General features: G+C 73.4%; 17 protein-coding genes and 1 pseudogene. 4 read left to right on the top strand and 14 right to left on the bottom strand.

Going from position 1 to position 18066, the window contains the following annotated elements:
- Positions 1-268 precede the first annotated feature (268 nt).
- Positions 269-928, top strand: coding sequence for a response regulator (locus ACZ3UD_RS05930; protein WP_380608838.1), 660 nt, complete (start codon positions 269-271; stop codon positions 926-928).
- Between the two features lie 65 nt (positions 929-993).
- On the top strand, positions 994-2082 hold the full coding sequence (locus ACZ3UD_RS05925; RefSeq protein ID WP_465582687.1) for a phosphotransferase: 1089 nt from the start codon (positions 994-996) through the stop codon (positions 2080-2082).
- An 18-nt stretch (positions 2083-2100) separates the two neighbouring features.
- Here the strand turns inward: ACZ3UD_RS05925 and ACZ3UD_RS05920 are convergent, their stop codons facing one another.
- From ACZ3UD_RS05920 to ACZ3UD_RS05870, 11 genes and pseudogenes are all read right to left on the bottom strand, one after another.
- Positions 2101-3843 (bottom strand): protein kinase domain-containing protein, encoded by a 1743-nt coding sequence (locus tag ACZ3UD_RS05920; protein WP_465582685.1) that lies wholly within the window; start codon positions 3841-3843, stop codon positions 2101-2103.
- A 112-nt stretch (positions 3844-3955) separates the two neighbouring features.
- A complete protein-coding gene (locus ACZ3UD_RS05915; protein ID WP_465582683.1) occupies positions 3956-5380 on the bottom strand; it encodes a protein kinase domain-containing protein in 1425 nt (474 codons plus the stop codon).
- 270 nt (positions 5381-5650) lie between these two features.
- Positions 5651-6265, bottom strand: coding sequence for a bacterial proteasome activator family protein (locus tag ACZ3UD_RS05910; RefSeq protein ID WP_465582681.1), 615 nt, complete (start codon positions 6263-6265; stop codon positions 5651-5653).
- A 259-nt stretch (positions 6266-6524) separates the two neighbouring features.
- Complete coding sequence (locus ACZ3UD_RS05905) at positions 6525-7196, bottom strand: hypothetical protein (RefSeq protein WP_465582679.1); 672 nt, start codon at positions 7194-7196, stop codon at positions 6525-6527.
- 141 nt (positions 7197-7337) lie between these two features.
- The gene (locus tag ACZ3UD_RS05900; RefSeq protein ID WP_465582677.1) at positions 7338-8315 is read right to left on the bottom strand and encodes an NAD(P)H-quinone oxidoreductase; all 978 of its coding nucleotides are present in this window, start codon (positions 8313-8315) and stop codon (positions 7338-7340) included.
- A gap of 36 nt (positions 8316-8351) precedes the next feature.
- Positions 8352-8531 carry a hypothetical protein gene (locus ACZ3UD_RS05895; RefSeq protein ID WP_465582675.1) on the bottom strand — a complete coding sequence of 60 codons (180 nt, stop codon included), beginning with the start codon at positions 8529-8531 and terminating at the stop codon, positions 8352-8354.
- 130 nt (positions 8532-8661) lie between these two features.
- The gene (locus tag ACZ3UD_RS05890; protein ID WP_465582673.1) at positions 8662-9870 is read right to left on the bottom strand and encodes a molybdopterin molybdotransferase MoeA; all 1209 of its coding nucleotides are present in this window, start codon (positions 9868-9870) and stop codon (positions 8662-8664) included.
- Positions 9867-10148, bottom strand: a pseudogene (locus ACZ3UD_RS05885) (DUF6457 domain-containing protein); the annotation flags it as partial. The gene ACZ3UD_RS05890 and the pseudogene ACZ3UD_RS05885, both read right to left, overlap by 4 nt.
- A 106-nt stretch (positions 10149-10254) precedes the next feature.
- A complete protein-coding gene (gene mobA, locus ACZ3UD_RS05880; RefSeq protein WP_465582670.1) occupies positions 10255-10836 on the bottom strand; it encodes a molybdenum cofactor guanylyltransferase in 582 nt (193 codons plus the stop codon).
- A 46-nt stretch (positions 10837-10882) separates the two neighbouring features.
- Positions 10883-11848, bottom strand: coding sequence for an MBL fold metallo-hydrolase (locus ACZ3UD_RS05875; protein WP_465582668.1), 966 nt, complete (start codon positions 11846-11848; stop codon positions 10883-10885).
- Positions 11849-11967: 119 nt separating this feature from the next.
- Entirely contained in the window at positions 11968-12615 is a 648-nt protein-coding gene (locus tag ACZ3UD_RS05870; RefSeq protein ID WP_465582666.1) for an FMN-dependent NADH-azoreductase, read from the bottom strand.
- 107 nt (positions 12616-12722) lie between these two features.
- Between ACZ3UD_RS05870 and ACZ3UD_RS05865 the strand changes: the two genes are divergently transcribed.
- Positions 12723-13130, top strand: coding sequence for a winged helix-turn-helix transcriptional regulator (locus ACZ3UD_RS05865; protein WP_465582664.1), 408 nt, complete (start codon positions 12723-12725; stop codon positions 13128-13130).
- Positions 13131-13218: 88 nt separating this feature from the next.
- Here ACZ3UD_RS05865 and ACZ3UD_RS05860 read toward each other — a convergent pair whose 3' ends face one another.
- The gene (locus ACZ3UD_RS05860; RefSeq protein WP_465582662.1) at positions 13219-13986 is read right to left on the bottom strand and encodes a polyprenol monophosphomannose synthase; all 768 of its coding nucleotides are present in this window, start codon (positions 13984-13986) and stop codon (positions 13219-13221) included.
- Between the two features lie 328 nt (positions 13987-14314).
- Here ACZ3UD_RS05860 and manA point away from each other — a divergent pair, with 328 nt between their 5' ends.
- Positions 14315-15514: a mannose-6-phosphate isomerase, class I gene (gene manA / locus ACZ3UD_RS05855; protein ID WP_465582660.1), complete on the top strand. Its 1200-nt coding sequence runs from the start codon at positions 14315-14317 to the stop codon at positions 15512-15514.
- Here the strand turns inward: manA and ACZ3UD_RS05850 are convergent.
- Together ACZ3UD_RS05850 and dnaB are read right to left on the bottom strand one after the other, a co-directional pair.
- Positions 15504-15947 (bottom strand): acyltransferase family protein, encoded by a 444-nt coding sequence (locus ACZ3UD_RS05850; RefSeq protein ID WP_465582658.1) that lies wholly within the window; start codon positions 15945-15947, stop codon positions 15504-15506. The two genes, manA and ACZ3UD_RS05850, sit on opposite strands and share 11 nt — an antisense overlap.
- An 87-nt stretch (positions 15948-16034) precedes the next feature.
- Complete coding sequence (gene dnaB, locus ACZ3UD_RS05845; protein WP_465582657.1) at positions 16035-17621, bottom strand: replicative DNA helicase; 1587 nt, start codon at positions 17619-17621, stop codon at positions 16035-16037.
- Positions 17622-18066: the final 445 nt, after the last annotated feature.

Raw genomic sequence — 18066 nt, 5'->3', positions numbered from 1 at the left:
GCGCGCTTGCGCTAGGACGTCCTACTTGTTCAGGGCCTACAACCCCGAGGGTGCCGCGCCGGGGCTCGCCGTCGGAAGGGTGGGGGTGACGGTCGGCGTGACGCAGCTCTCAATTCGAGCGCCTTCAGGACACCAGCGCACGTTATCCGGGCAGACGTCCGTACGAAAGGGGGTTCTCGGTATCGGTTTCGGCGACTGTGGCCTGATCACGTCTTTACGCCGATGCGAACGACAGGCCTTATGTAGGGTGATATGGGAGGCTTTGGGCGTGACTGATAACGGACAAATCAGGGTGTTCCTGCTCGACGATCACGAGGTCGTCCGACGGGGCGTGCACGACCTGCTCTCGGTCGAGGACGACATCGAGGTGGTCGGCGAGGCCGGCACGGCCGCCGAGGCGCTCACCCGGATCCCGGCGGTCCACCCCGACGTCGCGGTGCTCGACGTCCGGCTGCCGGACGGCAACGGGGTCGAGGTCTGCCGCGAGGTCCGCTCCCGGCTGCCCGAGATCAAGTGCCTGATGCTGACCTCCTTCTCGGACGACGAGGCGCTGTTCGACTCGATCATGGCGGGCGCCTCCGGCTACGTCCTGAAGGCGATCCGCGGCACCGACCTGATCACCGCGGTCCGGGACGTCGCGGCCGGCCGCTCGCTGCTCGACCCGGTCGCCACCAGCCGGGTGCTCGCCCGGCTGCGCGACGGCGGCGAGAAGGAGGACGAGCGACTGTCCCAACTCACCAAGCAGGAGCGGCGGATCCTCGATCTGATCGGCGAGGGAATGACCAACCGTCAGATCGGCAACGAGTTGCACCTGGCCGAGAAGACGGTGAAGAACTACGTCTCCAGTCTGCTCGCCAAGATGGGCATGGAGCGGCGCACCCAGGCGGCCGCCTTCGTGGCGCGGCACCAGGCCGACCATCAGTACTGATCCGGTCACTTCACACATCTGACGGTTTGTCAAGGACCCCCACCAGGGGGCCATAACCTCTGCACGTGACTTTCAGCCAGACCCTCGCCTGCGCCCCGGCCCGCCCCGACCTCTCCGCCCCGCCGATAGGGACCCTCAGTCCGCCCGTCCCGCGCAGCGCACTCGACGAGGTCCTGGCCCGCTACCGGGTGGGGCGGCTGCTGACCGCCGAACCGGTCGCCGAAGGCCTGCTGAACCGGGGCTACCGGGTCACCACCGAGGCCGGGGCCTACTTCCTGAAGTGCTACGTCGACGCCGCCACCGCCAACCGCCCGAAGATCCTCGCCCACCACCGCGCGATGACCGACCTGCACGCCCTCGGACTGCCCGTCTCACCCCCGCTGACCTGTACCGAACGGGCCGGTACGGTGGCCGGCCTGGGCGGCCGGCTGTTCGCGATCTTCCCCTGGGTCGATGGCCGACACCAGCACGGTACGGAGCTCCCCCTGCCACAGTGCGACGCGCTCGGCGCGCTGCTCGGCCGACTGCACGGCGCGCTCGACGACGTCTGCGCCCCCCTCGACCAGCCCGTCGGCTACCGCAGCGCCGACCCCCTCGACAGCGCCGAACTCGCCCGCGAACTGCGCCGCCACGCCCGCGAGCACCGCCCGTACGGCGAACTGGACGCCCTGGTCGAACAACGGCTCGACGAACGGCTGGAACTGCTCGCCGAGCACGCCCACCGCCGCCCCGACCCGCAGGCCGCCCCGCCCACCGGCTGGACCCACGGCGACTTCCACGGCCTCAACCTGCTGTACGACGGCGACCGGGTCGCGGCCGTCCTGGACTGGGACAAGCTCGGCCCCCAGCCGCGCGCCGAGGAGGCCGTCCGCGGGGCCACGCTGCTCTTCAACGACCGGACCACCGGCACCCTCGACCTGGTCCGGGTCCGCCGCTACTCACAGGCCTACCGGGCCTCCGGGGCCGCCACCGCCGAGCACCTGGCCGCCGCCGTCCACCGGGTCTGGTGGGAGCGGCTGAACGACTTCTGGATGCTGCAGTGGCGCTACCAGCGGGCCGACCACCGGGCCGACCCGCTCTACCCCGCCTCGGCGGGCCAGTTGGCGTGGTGGTGCCAGGAGTACGAGCAGGTCCTGGACGCCTTCGCCAACTGAGCCCGTCGGCCGGGCACCTCAGCCCCCCGGCTGCACCGTGCTGCCGCCGGTCGGCTTGGGGGGCGTCGGCACCGGGTTCGAGGTGCCCGTGTTGCCACCGCCGCCCGAACTCGGGGTCGTCGGCGCCGAGGTCGGCCCGCCGGTCCCCGTCGAGGTGGCCGTGGGGACGTGGGTGGGCGTCGACGTCGCCGTCTGGGTCGGCGTCGGGGTCGGCGTGTGCCTGCCCGAATTCGGCGACGGCGACACGTTGTTGTAGCCACCGCCGTTCCCGGTGTAGCTGCCGTTGTCGGTCGGCTGCTGCGGCCGCCGGCTGCCGGAGACGGACGGCGGCTGGGTCACCTGGGCGCCCTGGGTCGGCGTGGTCGGCTCGGTGGTGCTGACCACCGGGGCGGGCGTGTTCGGCGTGATCGTCGTGTGGTCGTTGCCGCCGCCGAGCGCGAAGGCGATCCCGGCACCGGCCGCGAGCAGCACGGCGATCCCGCCGACCACCCAGCCCCAGGGCCCGCGCCGACGGCCGGGGCCGTGGTCCCCGTGGTCGCCGTCGTCCTCGCCGCCACCGCCGCCGTACGGGCCGCCGGCCGCCGGGTAGGGCGAGGAGGGGGTGTGCGGGCCGCCCGTCGAGTACGGCAGCACGGAGGTCTGGTCGCCCGCGCCGACCGCACCGAAGGCCTGGGTGGCCGCCGACTGGTCCGGACGGATCACCTGGGTGGCGCCGGTGTCGGCGGCCGCCGCGCCGAGCCAATCGGCCCCGGCCGCGCCGTGCATCTCGCGCAGCGCGTGCTGCACGTGGGCGCGGAACTCGTCGGCGTCCTGGAAGCGGTCGTCCGGGTTCTTGGCGAGCGAGCGCAGCACCAGCGGGTCCAGCCCGAGCGGCACCCGGCTGTTGGCCTGCGAGGGCGGCACCGGCGGGTCCTGGACGTGCTGGTAGACCACCGAGAGCGGGGTGTCGCCGGTGAACGGCGGGCGCAGCGTGAGCAGCTCGTAGAGCATGCAGCCGGCCGCGTACAGGTCGGAGCGGTGGTCGACCGCCTTGCCGAGCGCCTGCTCGGGCGACAGGTACTGCGGGGTGCCCATGACCATGCCGGTCTGGGTCATCGTGGTGGCCCCGCCGGTCAGCGCCCGGGCGATGCCGAAGTCCATCACCTTGACCGCGCCGGCGTTGGTGATGCTCACGTTGGCGGGCTTGATGTCGCGGTGCACGATGCCGTTCCGGTGGCTGTAGGCCAGCGCCTCCAGCACCCCGGCGATGATGATCAGCGCCTGGTCGACCGGCGGCGCCTCCTCGTCCACCAGCAGCTCGCGGACGGTCCGGCCCTCGACCAGCTCCATCACGATGTACGGCGTGGACTCGTCCCCGACGTACTCCTCGCCGGTGTCGTAGACCGAGACGATCGAGTGGTGGTTCAGCGCCGCGACGGCGTGTGCCTCGCGGGTGAAGCGCAGCCGGGCGACGTCGTCCTGGGCCAGCTCGCCGCGGAGCAACTTGACCGCGACGGTGCGGCCCAGCCGCACGTCCTCGGCGGCGAAGACCTCGGCCATGCCGCCGCGGCCGAGCCGGTGGGTCAGCCGGTAGCGGCCATCGCCGACCGTGCCCAGCGGGGCGGCGGTGCCGCGGCCGGGGGTCTGCGGCCCGCTCCGGCCGAACGGCGGCAGCGCGGAGGTCGCGGCTTCGTTGCCCGGCTCGGAAATCCTCGGCGTCCCGCCGGTCCGTCCGTCCGCTCGGGCACCCGCGTCGTCGTCCGGCTGCTGCGTCTGTGCCATCGCTCCTCGCCCCGGGCGTGCGCTCGGAATCGCGGTGCCCTGTCGCTTACGTATCCCCGAACGCTACCGCTTCCGGCGCGCACCCGTGACAGCCCGAACCGGCCGGAAACCGTCAGAGCAGGCCATTCCGGCCGGTCGGCTGGTCCAGCACCAGCACCTCGGCCGGCCGCTCCGCGTGCCCGCCGAACTTGGTCTTGGTCTTGTCCTGCGCGTTGTTCACCACGATCGCGATGATGATGCCGGCCAGCACCAGCACACCGACGATGATCGCGACGACTACGAACGCCGTGGAGCAGCCGCCGCTGTTGGGCTTCGGCTGCTGGTACGGCGGCATCGGCTGGGGCATCGGCTGCGGCACCGGGGTGTGCATCGGCCGCTGCCCGCCTTGCTGGTGGAACTGCGGCTGCGGGGCCTGCGGACGCGGCGTCTGGTAGGCGGGCGGCGGCGTCCGGTACTGCGGCTGCCCCCCTTGCTGGAGGTACTGGGGGTGCGGCGTGTGCGGGGCCTGCGGGGCAGGGGTCTGGTAAGCGGGCGGCGGGGTCCGGTACTGCGGCTGCTGAGGGAAGGGATGAGGGGTCTGCGGCGCGGCGTGCACCGAGCGCGGGCCCTCGTTGATCATCAGCGGGGTGCTCGCCTGGAGCGAGTGTCCGCCCCCGCCCTTCAGCTCCGCGATCAGCCGCTCCGCCTCGTCCCGCATCGCGGCCGCGCTCTGGAAGCGGTGCGCCGGGTCCTTGCGCAGCGCCTGGGCGACGTAGGCGTCCACAGCCGGGGTGATCGAGCGGTTGAGGCTGGAGGGCGCCTGCGGCTCCTCCTGGACGTGCTTGTAGGCGATCGAGAAGGCCGAGTCGCCGTCGAAGACCAGCTGGCCGGTGAGCATCTCGAAGAGCATCACGCCGACCGAGTAGAGGTCGGAGCGGGCGTCCACCGGCTTGCCGAGCGCCTGCTCGGGCGAGAGGTACTGCGGGGTGCCGACCACCATGCCGGTCTGGGTCATCGACGTGACGCCGGATTCCAGCGCCCGGGCGATGCCGAAGTCCATGACCTTGACGTTGCCCTTGCGGTCGAACATGACGTTGCCGGGCTTGATGTCGCGGTGCACCAGGCCCATGTCGTGCGAGGCCTCCAGCGCGTTCAGCACGCCGATGGTGACCTTGAGGGCCTCCTCGGTGGGCACCGCGCCGTACTGGGCGACCGCCTCGTTGATCGTCTCGCGCAGGCCCTTGCCGTCGATCAGCTGCATGACGATGTACGGCGTGCTGGAGCCGTCCGGGGCGACGTCCTCGCCGCTGTCGTACACCGTGACGATGTTGGGGTGCTCCAGCCGGGCCACCGCCTGGGCCTCGCGGCGGAACCGCTCCTTGAACGAGTCGTCCCGGCCCAGCTCGCTGTGCATGCTCTTCAGCGCGACCTGCCGGTCGAGCACGCTGTCGTACGCGAGGTGCACGGAGGCCATGCCGCCCTCACCCAGCAGCCGCTGCAGCACATAGCGGCCGTTGCCCAGGGAGAAGCCCTCGGCCGCGTTGCCGTGCTCGCTCATGGTCCTCTGCTCCCCCTCGGCGCGGCCGTGCTGCCGCAGCCGTGACGTTCGGTCTCGTCCGTGCGTGGTGGGCCCGGCCCGCTGGCCTGGCGGACCCCTGTCGCGGCGGCTCGACCGGCCAGCGACAGGGGTCAGGGTATCGGCTCTCGCCGACGGCGACCGGTGCAGGGCCGGTCCTGGCCCCGGGCCGTCGGCGCCCTTCCACGGCGCTGCGGCCCGGGGCGGATCGTCACGGTACGTCCGGTCCCGCGACGGCCTACGGGCTGCGGCCTACAGGTAGGGGCCGGAACGGATGCCGCGGCCGTGACCCGGGTCCTCCTCGTCCGGCTCGCCGCCGTGCAGACCGGGCGGCAGGGCGCGGCGCATCTGCTCCAGCTGGGCCCGCGCGGCCATCTGCTGGGCGAACAGGGCGGTCTGGATGCCGTGGAACAGGCCCTCCAGCCAGCCCACCAGCTGGGCCTGGGCGATCCGCAGCTCGGCCTCGGTCGGGATGCTGTCCTCGGTGAACGGCAACGACAGCCGCTCCAGCTCGGCGACCAGCTCCGGGGCCAGCCCGAGCTCCAGCTCCTTGATCGAGCTGGCGTGGATGTCCTTCAGCCGGGCCCGGCTGGCCTCGTCGAGAGGCGCGGCCCGGACCTCCTCCAGCAGCTGTTTGATCATGCTGCCGATGCGCATGACCTTGGCGGGCTGCTCGACCATCTCGGTCACCGGGAGCTCACGCGGGAGGTCGCCCTCGTCGTCCCCGTCTCCCGCCGGCCCGGCGAACCCCTGGCCCACCGGCAGCCCGTCCGGTCCGACGATCAGCACCTTCTGGCCGTCGTGCGACTGCCCGCCGGCGGCCCGGAAGGGCTCCTGCGACGAGCGCTCGTTCATCGGATTCGTCATGAACAACATTCTCTCTCACTGGGGTTGGTCGGGCGGAAGCCCCCGTTCGTCCCGCCATCCTGCGCCGCCCCGTCACGACGGTACGCTCCCACGCCCCGCCCGGGAATCCGTACGGATACTCAGAGTTCCCGCCCCGCCCCGACCGACTCCCGCCGCACGCCCCCCAGGAGCCCGCCCCGGAACCCGCACCGAACCTCCACCCCGGCGGCGCCGGAGGGGGTGCTCTCGACGGGCCGAGGCGGGCCGACGCGGTCCCGGTTCAGCCCTTCCGCAGGCGGAGGCCGATCAGGCCGAGGCCGCAGCCGATCAGGCCGAGGCCGACGCCCAGGGGGAGCTGGAGGGTGGAGGGGTCCTGCCAGCGCGCCGGGAGGACGGCGGGGACGGCGGCGGCCGCGACGGGCTGGTCGGAGGTCCCCGTGACGGTGTCCGGGGCGGTGGGATCGACGCGGGCCGGGGTGCCCGCGTCGCTGGCCGACCGGTCGGCCTGGACGCTCTGGTCCGGGGCCTGGTCCGGGGCCTGGTCGGGGACCTGGTCAGGGGCCTGCTCGACGCTCTGGTCCGGGGCCTGCGCGGGAGGCTGCTGGACGGCCTGGTCCGGCGCCTGGTCCGGCGCCTGCTTGACCGCCGCGCCGGGGCGCTCCGGCGCCGACGCCAGGCGGTGGCGATGGGTCCGGGGAAAGTCGCCGGCGACCCGGCGTGCCCTGGGCCCCTGATGCTGTGGCCGTGCGGCCGAGGGCTCCGCCCCGACGCTCAGCCCGGTGTCCGACAGGGCCCCCGAGACGGTCGTCGTCGCGACGGCCGTCGTCGCGGCGGCCAGCGGGAGCATCAGCCCCAGCACGGCCGCCGCGAGCAGCCTCCGGGTGCGGTGGGTACGACGGTGGTGCGGCGCGGCGGGCAGCGGCCCGAGGGGTGAGTGGAATGATGCGGCCACGGTCGGAGTCCTTCCGACGGCCGACCGCGCCCGGGGGCGGGGTCGGCGGCGAGACAGCTCCGGACCAGCCTCACACATTCCGACTAATGCGGCATTTCAGACACCTCGGGCCACCTCGCCGCCACCCCGCGGACCCGCCCCTCAGGCCTTCAGCACGACCTTTCCGACCTGCTCCCCCGCCTCCAGCACCCGGTGCCCCGCACCGGCCTCGACCAGCGGCAGCACCCGGTCCACCACCGGCTTCACCACGCCGGACTCGACCAGCGGCCACACGTGCTCCCGCACCGCCGCCACGATCGCCGCCTTCTCCGCCAGCGGCCGCCCGCGCAGGTTGGTGGCGATCACCGCCGCCCGCTTGCGCAGCAGCGCGTTGAGGTCGAGCTCGCCCTTCACCCCGCCCTGCAGCCCGATGATCACCAGCCGTCCGTTGACCGCCAGCGCGTCCACGTTCCGCTGCAGGTACTTGGCGCCCATGATGTCCAGGATCACGTCCGCCCCGGCCCCGTCGGTGGCCTCCCGGAGCACCTCGACGAAGTCCTGCTCGCGGTAGTCGATCGCGATGTCCGCGCCCAGCTCGACGCACCGGGCCAGCTTCTCCGCGCTGCCCGCCGTCACCGCTACCCGCGCGCCGACCGCCTTGGCCAGCTGGATCGCCATCGTTCCGATGCCGCTCGCGCCGCCGTGCAGCAGCACCGTCTCACCGGGCCGCAGGTGGGCCGTGAGGAACACGTTGGACCAGACCGTGCAGACCACCTCCGGCAGCGCCGCGGCCTGCTCCGCGCTCAGCCCCTTCGGCATCGGCAGCAGCTGCCCGCTCGGCACCGCGACCCGCTGCGCGTACCCGCCGCCGGCCAGCAGCGCGCACACCTCGTCGCCGACCGCCCAGCCGGACACCCCCGGTCCGAGCGCGACGATCCGCCCGGCGCACTCCAGCCCCGGGTAGGGCGAGGCGCCGGGCGGCGGGTTGTAGAAGCCCTGCCGCTGAAGCAGGTCGGCCCGGTTGACGGCGGTGGCCGCCACCTCGACCAGGACCTCGCCCTCGCCGGGCACCGGGTCGGGCACCTCGGCCCACACCAGTGCCTCGGGGCCGCCGGGTACGGGAATCGTCATCGCATACATGCCCCGAACCTACTGCGCCTCACGGCAGTTCGGGGGTCAGCCCCCTCCCCGGCCGGTCGACTTGATGACGATCACCCGGTCGGTCAGCTGCGGCACGGCGGCCTCCGGCTCGGTGCAGTCGAGCACCCGTCGGCCCCGGACCACCGCGACCACCAGGTCCGCGCACTCGCGCGGACCGTGCCCGGCCCCGGCCCGGGTGACCGGCCGCTCCACCACGTCCAGTTCGTACGATCCCGGCGTCCGCTCACGCGCACCTCTCGACGGTGACCTCGCTCCGCTCGCTCACGCGCACCTCTCAACGGTTCGCTCCCCCCAGCCTCCGGCCGGCGGTACCCCCATCACGCGCTCACGGCGCCTCCACCAGCTCGACGGTCTGCCCGGCCGCCGCCCCGCCGGGCGGGACCACGGCCAGCGCCTCCGCCCGGGCCAGGCCGCGCAGCATCGCGGGCCCGTCGAAGGCGAGCGGTACGACCCCTTCGACAGTGCGCCGCACCGGCTGCAGCCGGGTGTCCGCCGGGTGCCCGGGCAGCAGCACGGCCGCCGGCGCGAGCGCGGGGGCGGCGACGGACCGCCCGCCGCAGGCGTGCAGCAGCGGCAGGGCGAGCGTGACCATCCCGGCGACCGCGGCCAGCGGGTTGCCCGGCAGGCCCACCAGGTGGCGCCCGCCGGAGAGTTCGGCCAGCAGCATGGGGTGCCCGGGCCGCACCGCGACGCCGTCCACCAGCAGCCGGGCACCGGACTCGGTGAGCGCCCGGTGCAGGAAGTCCACCGGCCCGGCGGCCGTCCCGCCGGTGGTCACCACGACGTCGGCGGTGGAGTGCCGCAGCGCGTCCCGCAGCAGCCCGAAGTCGTCGCGGACGCACCGGACTTCGGCCACCTCCGCACCGGCCGCCCGCAGCCAGGGCGGCAGCAGCGGACCGAGTGCGTCCCGGACCAGCCCCGGCCCGGGAGTCCCGGAGGCGAGCAACTCGTCGCCCAGCACCAGCAGTTGGACCACCGGACGGCGGCGGACGGCGAGCCGGTCGTGGCCGCAGGCGGCGGCCAGGCCGAGCACCGCCGGGCCGATCACCGTCCCGGCCGGCAGCAACTCCTCGCCCCGGCGGCACTCCTGGCCGCGCGGGCGGACGTCCTGACCGGTGGTCAGCGGCTGCTGGCCGCGGTCGCGCAGCAGCGTGCCGTCCGTCCGACCGTGCTCGCGGCGCAGTACGGCGGTGGCGCCGGGCGGCAGTTGGGCCCCCGTGGCGATCTCGACGGCGCTGCCGTCGGCCAGCGGCGCCACCTCGGTGCGGCCGGCCAGCACCCGCCCGGCGACCCGCCAGGGCCCGGGGCCGGCGACCGCCCAGCCGTCCATCGCGGAGGTGTCGAAGGCGGGCAGGTCGGTCAGCGCGCCCAGCGGTTCGGCGAGGGTGTGGCCGAGCGTCTCGGCCAGCGGCAGCCCGACCACCGGCAGCGGGCGCAGCCCGGCCCGGCGCGCGGCCTCCCGGGCCCGCGGCCAGCTCAGCAGACCGGGGCCGGTGGACGGGGCGGCCACCGTGGTCTGCCCGACCGCGCTCACGGCTCGCCCGGCCCGGCGGCGGCGCTCCAGCTCTCGGCGAGCGCCGCGGTCCGCCGGGACGCCTCGGCCACGGCCTGCGACCCGCCGCCCCGCTGCGCGGCCGCGTAGCCGATCAGAAAGGCGGTCAGGGGTGCGGCCGGCCGGGCGACCCCGTGCGCGACCACCCGGGCCGTGTCGAGCAGGCCCCGGACGTCCACGTCCAGGTCGATGCCCAGGTCGGCCTTGACCTCGGCGATCCAGTCTTCCAGCGTGCGCTCCATGCGCCCATGCTGCCTGATCGGCGGTTTCCCCGAGGTGTTCACCCCGTGTGCGAGGCGCGTCGTTTCCCTCACGGGCCGACGCCGGACCCCGTGAGGTCCCCGCCGACCGCCGCGCGGCGAACCCTCAGGACTTCTCCCGCTCCCGGGCCTGCTCCAGGTCCTCCCAGGTGTCGCAGTCGTACGCGACGTTGTCGGTGTCGGCCACCAGCAGCCGGGACAGCCCTCCGACGAGCCGGCGCAGCGGCAGCCCGTCCGGGTCGCCGAGCCCGGCCAGCGCGGCCCGCAGCGGGGCGGTCCGGTAGGCGGCGGCGAGCGGCTGCTCGCGTCCGCCGGCGTCGACCAGGACGGTGGCCGCCACGGTCGGGTCGGCCGCGTCGAGGGCGCCGACCAGCCGGTCCACCGTCCGCCGGTCCAGGAAGGGCAGGTCGGCGGCGAGCAGCAGCACGGTGTCCGCGGTGACCAGGTCGAGCCCGGCTGAGACGGCGGCGACCGGCCCACCGCCGGGCGGCTGCTCCCTGGTCCAGCGGACCCCGTCGCGCGTGGTCGGCCGGGCGGGGCCGACCACCACGGTGGTGCGGGCGCCCGCGCAGGCGGCGAGCACCCGGTCGAGCAGGGTGGTCTCCCCCACGGTCAGACCGGGCTTGTCGGCCCCGCCGAGGCGGCGGGCGGCCCCACCCGCGGGGACGATCACGTCGTACGGCGTCATGCGGCCAGTATCCGCCCGGCCGCGCCGGGCCCTACTCGGCCGGGCGCTACTCGGCCGGGTCGTCCTCGACGATCTCCGCGTCGATGATCCCGTCCTCCGCCGCCGCCCGGGCGGTGTTCGCCGCCGCGCCCAGCTCCAGGAAGGACGGCAGGGTCAGCTCCCCGTACCGCTCGTTCATCGCCGTGACCAGCGCCTCCGGGTCGGCGGGGTGCGCGGCCAGCGCCCGGTCGAAGTCCTGCAGGTACTCCCTGGTGAAGGCGAGCACCCGGGCCGCGTCGTCGCCCTGTTCGGGGGCGCGGTGTCCGGCGATCACCCGGTCCGCCCCGAGGTCGGCGATCCGGCCGAGGTTGTGCCCCCAGGTGGTGCGCTGGGCCGGGGTGGTGTCGGCGGTCCACACGTGGGTGCCGTTGCCGACGAAGTCCCCGGCGATCACGGTCCGGATGCTGGGCACGTGGACGACCGAGGACTCCCCGCAGTCGGCCTGGCCGAGCAGCAGCACCGGGATCACCTGGCGGTCGAGCATCAGCGGCTGCGGCAGCAGCGGGGCCGGGACCAGCGGGTGGTCGGGGATGTCGTCGCCGTACACCGGCTTCCACTGCGCGACCTTGGCGGCGACGGTGCGCCGGATGCCCTCGACCACCGCCGGCGCGGCCAGCAGCTGGGCGTCCGGGAAGAGCCTCAGCACCTCCTCGGCGCCGAAGTAGTGGTCGGGGTGCTGATGGGTGACCACGATGGCGAGCAGCCGGCGGCCCTTGCCCGCGACCCACTCGGCCAGTTCCCGCCCGGCGCTGCGGGTGAGCTGGGCGTCCACCAGGATCGCGGTCTGCTCGCCGAGGATCAGTGTGGAGGTGGTGAAGAAGGCCGACTCCGGGCCGGTGAAGACGGCGACCTCCAGCGGCCGCGCGGGCTGCTCGGCCTGTCCCGCGGTGCCGGCCACCGCGGGATCGGTCGCAGCGGACTCGGCGTCCACCCGTTCCGCGCCGGCGCTCTCCTCGGGCGGGGACGACGTCACGGGCTGCTCCCTCTGGTCGGCGGTCGGACTCCCTGCGCCCTACAGCATGGGAGTACCGGCGGCCGATCGCGCGGAAGGCGCGCCCGGCGGGGCGCGCCTTCAACCGCGGCTCACCCGGCTCACGCCGCGACGCGGGCGGCGGTCTCCTTGCCGCGGCGGGCGGCCTGCTCCAGCGCCTGCGCCTTGGACTCGGCGGCCTTCGGCACGAAGTCGGCCATCGCCGGGACGGTCCCGGCCAGGGTGAACTCCGGGACGATGAAGTCGACCTCCAGCCCGAGCATGCCGGTCAGCACCTTCTCCAGATAGGTGGTGACGAACTCGTACGGCTCGCGCGGGGCGCCGGGCGCGTACGAGCCGCCGCGGGCGGCGACCACGGTGACCGGGGTGCCCTTGGCGGAGGGCTCCTCGCCGGCCGTGCGGCCGACCAGGATCACCTGGTCCAGCCAGGCCTTGAGGGTCGACGGGATCGTGAAGTTGTACATCGGGGTGCCGATCAGCACGGCGTCGGCGCCCTCCAGCTCGGCCATCAGCTCGTCGCGCAGCGCGAAGGCGGCGCTCTGCTCGGCGCTGCGGCCCCCGGCCGGGACGAACCCGCCGGTGATGCCGTGGACGTCCAGGTGCGGGATCTGCTCGACGGCGAGGTCCCGGTAGATCACCGTGCCCTCGGGGTGCTCGGCCAGCCAAGCGGCCCGGAAGGCGGCCGTGACCTCGCGGGAGACGGAGCCGTCGGCGACCGCGGAGGAGTCGATGTGCAGAAGCGTGGGCATGGGGGACCTCCAGAGAATAAGTAGCTGCTGTTTTCGCCGCAACTGCAAGTAACGTAGCAGCTTACTTTTCTGCAGTCACTAGTGGCAGGTCGAGTAGTCTGGATCCCATGGCCGAGCACGAGGCAGTGACCGATGGGGCGCCCACCGCCGTGGAGGCGTGCGTCGCCGGGGAGCAGGGCGGCTGCACCAACGTCGAGCTGGCCCTCACCCGGGTGTTCACCCTGCTCGGGAAGCGCTGGACCGGCCTGCTGCTGGGCGTGCTCGCCCAGAGCGGCCCGGCCTACTTCTCCGAGCTGCGCCGCGCGGTCCCGGGCATCAGCGAGCGGATGCTCTCCGACCGGCTGTCCGAGCTGGCCGAGGCCGGGATGCTCGTCCGCGAGGTCGACGCGGGCCCACCGCTGCGGGTCAGCTACCGGCTCACCGAGGGCGGCATCGCGCTGAAGCCCGCACTCACCGAACTGGCCGTCTGGGCCGACCGCTACCTGCCGGAGAGCGCCCTCAAGGGCGGCTGCTGACCGGCCCGGGCCGCAGCCACCGAAAGCCCCCGGACACGACGAAGGGCCCGCCCGCCGGAAACCGGCGGACGGGCCCTTCGCCCAGGACTCAGCGCGTGGTCACGCGACCACGCAGTCGGGCCACCCGGTCGGCGACCCCCCAGGAGGTGACCCGCCAGAGCGCCTCGATCACGATGCTGCGGCTCATCTTGGACGCGCCCAGCTCGCGCTCGACGAAGGTGATCGGCACCTCGGCGACCTTGAACCCGGCCTTCACCGTGCGCCAGGCCAGGTCGACCTGGAAGCAGTACCCGGCCGAGGCCACCTGGTCCATGCCCAGCCCCAGCAGGGTCTCCTTGCGGAAAGCCCGGTAGCCGCCGGTGACGTCCCGGATCGGCACGCCCAGCATCAGCCGCGAGTAGGTGGAGCCGCCGCGCGAGAGCAGCAGCCGCGACTTCGGCCAGTTCACCACCCGGCCGCCCGGCACCCAGCGCGAGCCGAGCGCCAGGTCGGCGCCGCGCAGTGCGCCCAGCAGCCGGTCCAGCTCCTCGGGCTGGTGCGAGCCGTCCGCGTCCATCTCGACCAGGACGTCGTAGCCGTTGTCGATGCCCCAGCGGAAGCCCGCGAGGTAGGCGGCGCCCAGGCCCTCCTTGCCCTTGCGGTGCATGACGTGCACGTTCTGGTCCTCGGTGGCCAGCTTGTCGGCCAGCTCGCCGGTGCCGTCGGGGCTGTTGTCGTCGGCGACCAGCACGTGCGCCTCGGGCACCGAGGCGCGGACCCGGCCGACGATCCGCTCGACGTTCTCCGCCTCGTTGTAGGTCGGGATGATCACCAGGACCCTGCCGAGATCAGCAAAACTCTGCTGGTTCACGGTCACGTACAAACCTCTCGGCCGATGGCGGGGAGTATCAGAACACCGTCGCCCGCACTCTGGAACGCGGTCCCGCCGACAGCCCGCCGACGGGTTGACCACGGTGGAGAATGCTGTGCGGGGCGGGGACTACTGCGTCCTGGCATCCTACTACCGCGCCCGGGAACCACCGGTCCGACCATGGCACTCCCACCGGATGACCACCGTTTCCCCGTGGGTGCGGCAGGTGGGCTAGGGTCGATGCCCTTGCCCGTGCCCGGACCCCCCGCACCGCCGGGCCCGCCCCGGCGATCCGGCAGACCCGCCCAGACAGCGAAGGAGTAGGACCGCGCGCATGGACAGGCTCGTCAACACCGTCCGCCCGTATGTCTGGGGGTCGCTCACGGCCCTGCCCGAGCTGCTGGGGCAGCAGCCGACCGGCGAACCGCAGGCCGAGCTGTGGATGGGCGCCCACCCCGGCGACCCGTCCCGCGCCGACCGCGGCGAGGGCCCGCGGCGGCTGGACGAGCTGATCGCGGCCGACCCCGAGGGCGAGCTCGGCGCGGCCAGCGTGGCCAGGTTCGGCCCGACCCTGCCGTTCCTGTTCAAGGTGCTCGCCGCGGGCATCCCGCTGTCCATCCAGGCACACCCCACGCTGGACCAGGCCCGGGCCGGCTTCGCCGCCGAGAACGCCCTCGGGATCCCGCTGGACGCCCCCGAGCGCAGCTACCGCGACGACAACCACAAGCCCGAAATGGTCTGCGCGCTGGGCGAGTTCGAAGGCCTGTGCGGCTTCCGCCGGCCCGTCGAGGCGGCCGGGCTGATGGCCGGGCTCTCGGTGCCCGGGCTCGACCCGCTGATCGACCTGCTGTCCGTCGAGGACGAGGCCGAGGCGCTGCGCGGAGCCCTGGCCGCCGTCCTCACCATGGAGGACCGGACCGCCGAGCGGATCGCCCGGGAGACCGCCCGGGCGCTGGCGGAGAGCGACGACGGCGACCCGGACTGGGACTACGCCCCGTACGCCCGGATCGCCGAGGACTTCCCGGAGGACCGCGGCCTGATCGCCGCCCTCCTGCTCAACCACGTCCGACTGCGCGCCGGCGAGGCGCTCTACCTGGGCGCCGGGGTGCCGCACGCCTACCTGTCCGGCGTCTGCGTCGAACTGCAGGCCAACTCGGACAACGTGCTGCGGGCCGGTCTCACCCCCAAGCACATCGACGTGCCGGAGCTGCTGAAGGTCGTGGTCTTCGAGCCCGACGCGGCCCGGGTCGTCCGTCCCGTCCCGGTCGCGGCGACCCCCGGCGAGCAGCTCTACCCCGTCCCGATCGACGAGTTCCGGCTCTCCCGCTTCGAGCTGGACGGCATCGAGCGCGAGATCGACGGCCGCACCCCGCAGATCCTGCTCTGCACCGCGGGCGCGGTACGGCTCACCGCCGCCGACGGCACCGCCCTGGACCTCGCCCGCGGCCAGTCGGCCTTCCTCCCGGCCACCGGCGCCCCGACCCGCCTCGCCGGCACGGACACCACCCTCTTCCGCGCCACCGTCAGCATCTGACCCGGAGCCCCGTACCGACGAAGGGCCTGTACCCCGGCCGGGGCACAGGCCCTCGATGTCTGCCGCGGTCGTGGCCGGTCCGGAACAGGGCGACCGAGCCGTCCCCCTTGGGAAGGACCATGACGGCCACCGCGTAGGTGCCTATCAGCGCCGGGTAGATCCGGAAGATGCGCCCCACCCAGAAGGCCCGCACGTCACCCCGGCGCTCCAGCGAGGCCGGGATGATGTAGCCGCTGACCAGGAAGAACACCATGACCCCGTACAGGCCGAGGTCGAAGTGCGCCCAGACCGCCCCGCCGAACGGCAGCGGTTCGAGGATGCCGAAGTGGTGCAGCGCCACCACCAGGGCGGCCAGGCCGCGCAGAGCGTCGAGCCAGCCCAGCCTGGGCCCCGCGGCTGGGCGCGCTCGGCACCGCGTTTGCCGGGCAACCACAGTCGTATTTGCTTCACCGCAGGGTGAGTAGTCGATCGCGGCACCCTTTCGGCCCGGGAGCCGCGCAACCTGACCGGCCGACGGCTGCTAGTCCCGGGTCATGTCGACGAAGCGCGAGTAGTGGCCCTGGAAGGCCACCGTGATGGTGGCGGTCGGACCGTTACGGTGCTTGGCGACGATCAGGTCGGCCTCGCCCGCGCGCGGGGACTCCTTCTCGTACGCGTCCTCGCGGTGCAGCAGGATGACCATGTCGGCGTCCTGCTCGATCGAGCCGGACTCACGCAGGTCCGAGACCATCGGCCGCTTGTCGGTGCGCTGCTCGGGACCACGGTTCAGCTGCGAGAGCGCGATGACAGGGACTTCCAGCTCCTTGGCCAGCAGCTTGAGGTTACGGGACATGTCCGAGACCTCCTGCTGACGGTTCTCGGCCCGGCGGGAGCCACCGGACTGCATCAGCTGGAGGTAGTCGATCACGATCAGCTTGATGTCGTTGCGCTGCTTGAGCCGGCGGCACTTGGCGCGGATCTCCATCATCGACAGGTTCGGCGAGTCGTCGATGAACAGCGGCGCCTCGCTGACGTCGGGCATCCGGCGGGCGACCCGGGTCCAGTCGTCGTCCGTCATGTTCCCGGAGCGCATGTGGTGCAGCGCGACCCGGGCCTCGGCGGAGAGCAGACGCATGGCGATCTCGTTGCGGCCCATTTCGAGCGAGAAGATCACGCTCGGCAGCTTGTGGTGGATCGAGCAGGCGCGGGCGAAGTCCAGCGCGAGGGTGGACTTACCCATGGCGGGGCGGGCCGCGATGACGATCATCTGACCGGGGTGCAGGCCGTTGGTGAGCTGGTCGAAGTCGGCGAAGCCGGTCGGCACGCCGGACATCTGGCCCTGCCGGGAGCCGATCGCCTCGATCTCGTCGAGGGCGCCCTCCATGATGTCGGCCAGCGGCGCGTAGTCCTCGTTGGTGCGCTGCTCGGTGACGGCGTAGATCTCCGCCTGGGCGGCGTTGACGATCTCGTCCACGTCGCCCTCGGCCGCGTAGCCCATGCCGGCGATCCGGGTACCGGCCTCGACCAGGCGGCGCAGCACGGCCCGCTCGTGGACGATCTGCGCGTAGTACTCGGCGTTGGCCGCGGTCGGGACGGAGTTGACCAGGGTGTGCAGGTAGGAGGCGCCGCCGACGCGCTGCAGCTCGCCGCGCTTGGTCAGCTCGCCGGCCACGGTGATCGGGTCGGCCGGCTCGCCGCGGGCGTAGAGGTCGAGGATCGCGCCGTGGACCATCTCGTGCGCGGGCCGGTAGTAGTCGGCCGGCTTGAGCACCTCGACGACGTCGGCGATGGCGTCCTTGGAGAGCAGCATGCCGCCCAGGACGGACTGCTCGGCGGCGAGGTCCTGCGGGGGAACCCGCTCGAAGCCGTCGACGCCGCCCCGGCCCTCGTCCTCGCGGCGGTCACGGTCGTCCCGGCGGTCACCCTTCTTGAAGCCACCGCCCTTGCGGAAACCCTCGCCCCGGCCGCCACCCTGACCACCGCGGTTGCGGGGGACCGGGAGCCGGTCGCCGGGCCCCTCCGGGAAGGGAGCGTCGTCGAAGGCGCCGACCGGGAAGGGGTCCTCGGCGGTCTGCCAGTCCTCCTCCGGCGGCGGGGCGTCGTGGTCGTCGTACTGGGGGCCGGTCACGCGTGTTCCCCGATCAGCGAGTGGTGCGAGTTGGAGCGGGCCTTGCCGATGGCTGGGTGGAGCGGAGCCGCTCCTCTTTGTACGCCACGGCGCCGACGAATCGGACGCCGGGGCGGGCGGGAGTGTCGGGCGGAGAGCCCACGCTAAGGCGCCGGAAGCCCTCGCGCCAAGGCGGTTATCCACAGGGGGTGTGGACGAGTGGCCCTGGGCTGTGGAGAACTGCCGCAAAGCTGTGGACACCCCTGTGGAAGCCCCTGTGGATAACCGGACGATCGATCCGCCGTCAACCGACTGACCTGCGATTACCTCTTCCAGGGCCTGTGCATGAGAAATTCTTCACACACCACCGAACGGCTGTGGGCGCACAGCGGACGGAGCTCCTCGTTCAAGATTTCGAGTAATGCTCACAATTGTCTAGCAGTCATTACCTGTGGATGAGTACTCT

This window comes from Kitasatospora sp. NPDC023118, assembly GCF_055560875.1.
This window is presented reverse-complemented; position numbering and strand designations above follow the sequence as displayed.

Excerpts from the sequence above, each read along its gene's own strand:
- ACZ3UD_RS05920 (WP_465582685.1), bottom strand. The coding sequence starts at position 3,843 with ATGGCACAGACGCAGCAGCCGGACGACGACGCGGGTGCCCGAGCGGAC.
- ACZ3UD_RS05915 (WP_465582683.1), bottom strand. The coding sequence starts at position 5,380 with ATGAGCGAGCACGGCAACGCGGCCGAGGGCTTCTCCCTGGGCAACGGC.
- ACZ3UD_RS05910 (WP_465582681.1), bottom strand. The coding sequence starts at position 6,265 with ATGACGAATCCGATGAACGAGCGCTCGTCGCAGGAGCCCTTCCGGGCC.
- ACZ3UD_RS05900 (WP_465582677.1), bottom strand. The coding sequence starts at position 8,315 with ATGTATGCGATGACGATTCCCGTACCCGGCGGCCCCGAGGCACTGGTG.
- mobA (WP_465582670.1), bottom strand. The coding sequence starts at position 10,836 with ATGACGCCGTACGACGTGATCGTCCCCGCGGGTGGGGCCGCCCGCCGC.
- ACZ3UD_RS05870 (WP_465582666.1), bottom strand. The coding sequence starts at position 12,615 with ATGCCCACGCTTCTGCACATCGACTCCTCCGCGGTCGCCGACGGCTCC.
- ACZ3UD_RS05865 (WP_465582664.1), top strand. The coding sequence starts at position 12,723 with ATGGCCGAGCACGAGGCAGTGACCGATGGGGCGCCCACCGCCGTGGAG.
- manA (WP_465582660.1), top strand. The coding sequence starts at position 14,315 with ATGGACAGGCTCGTCAACACCGTCCGCCCGTATGTCTGGGGGTCGCTC.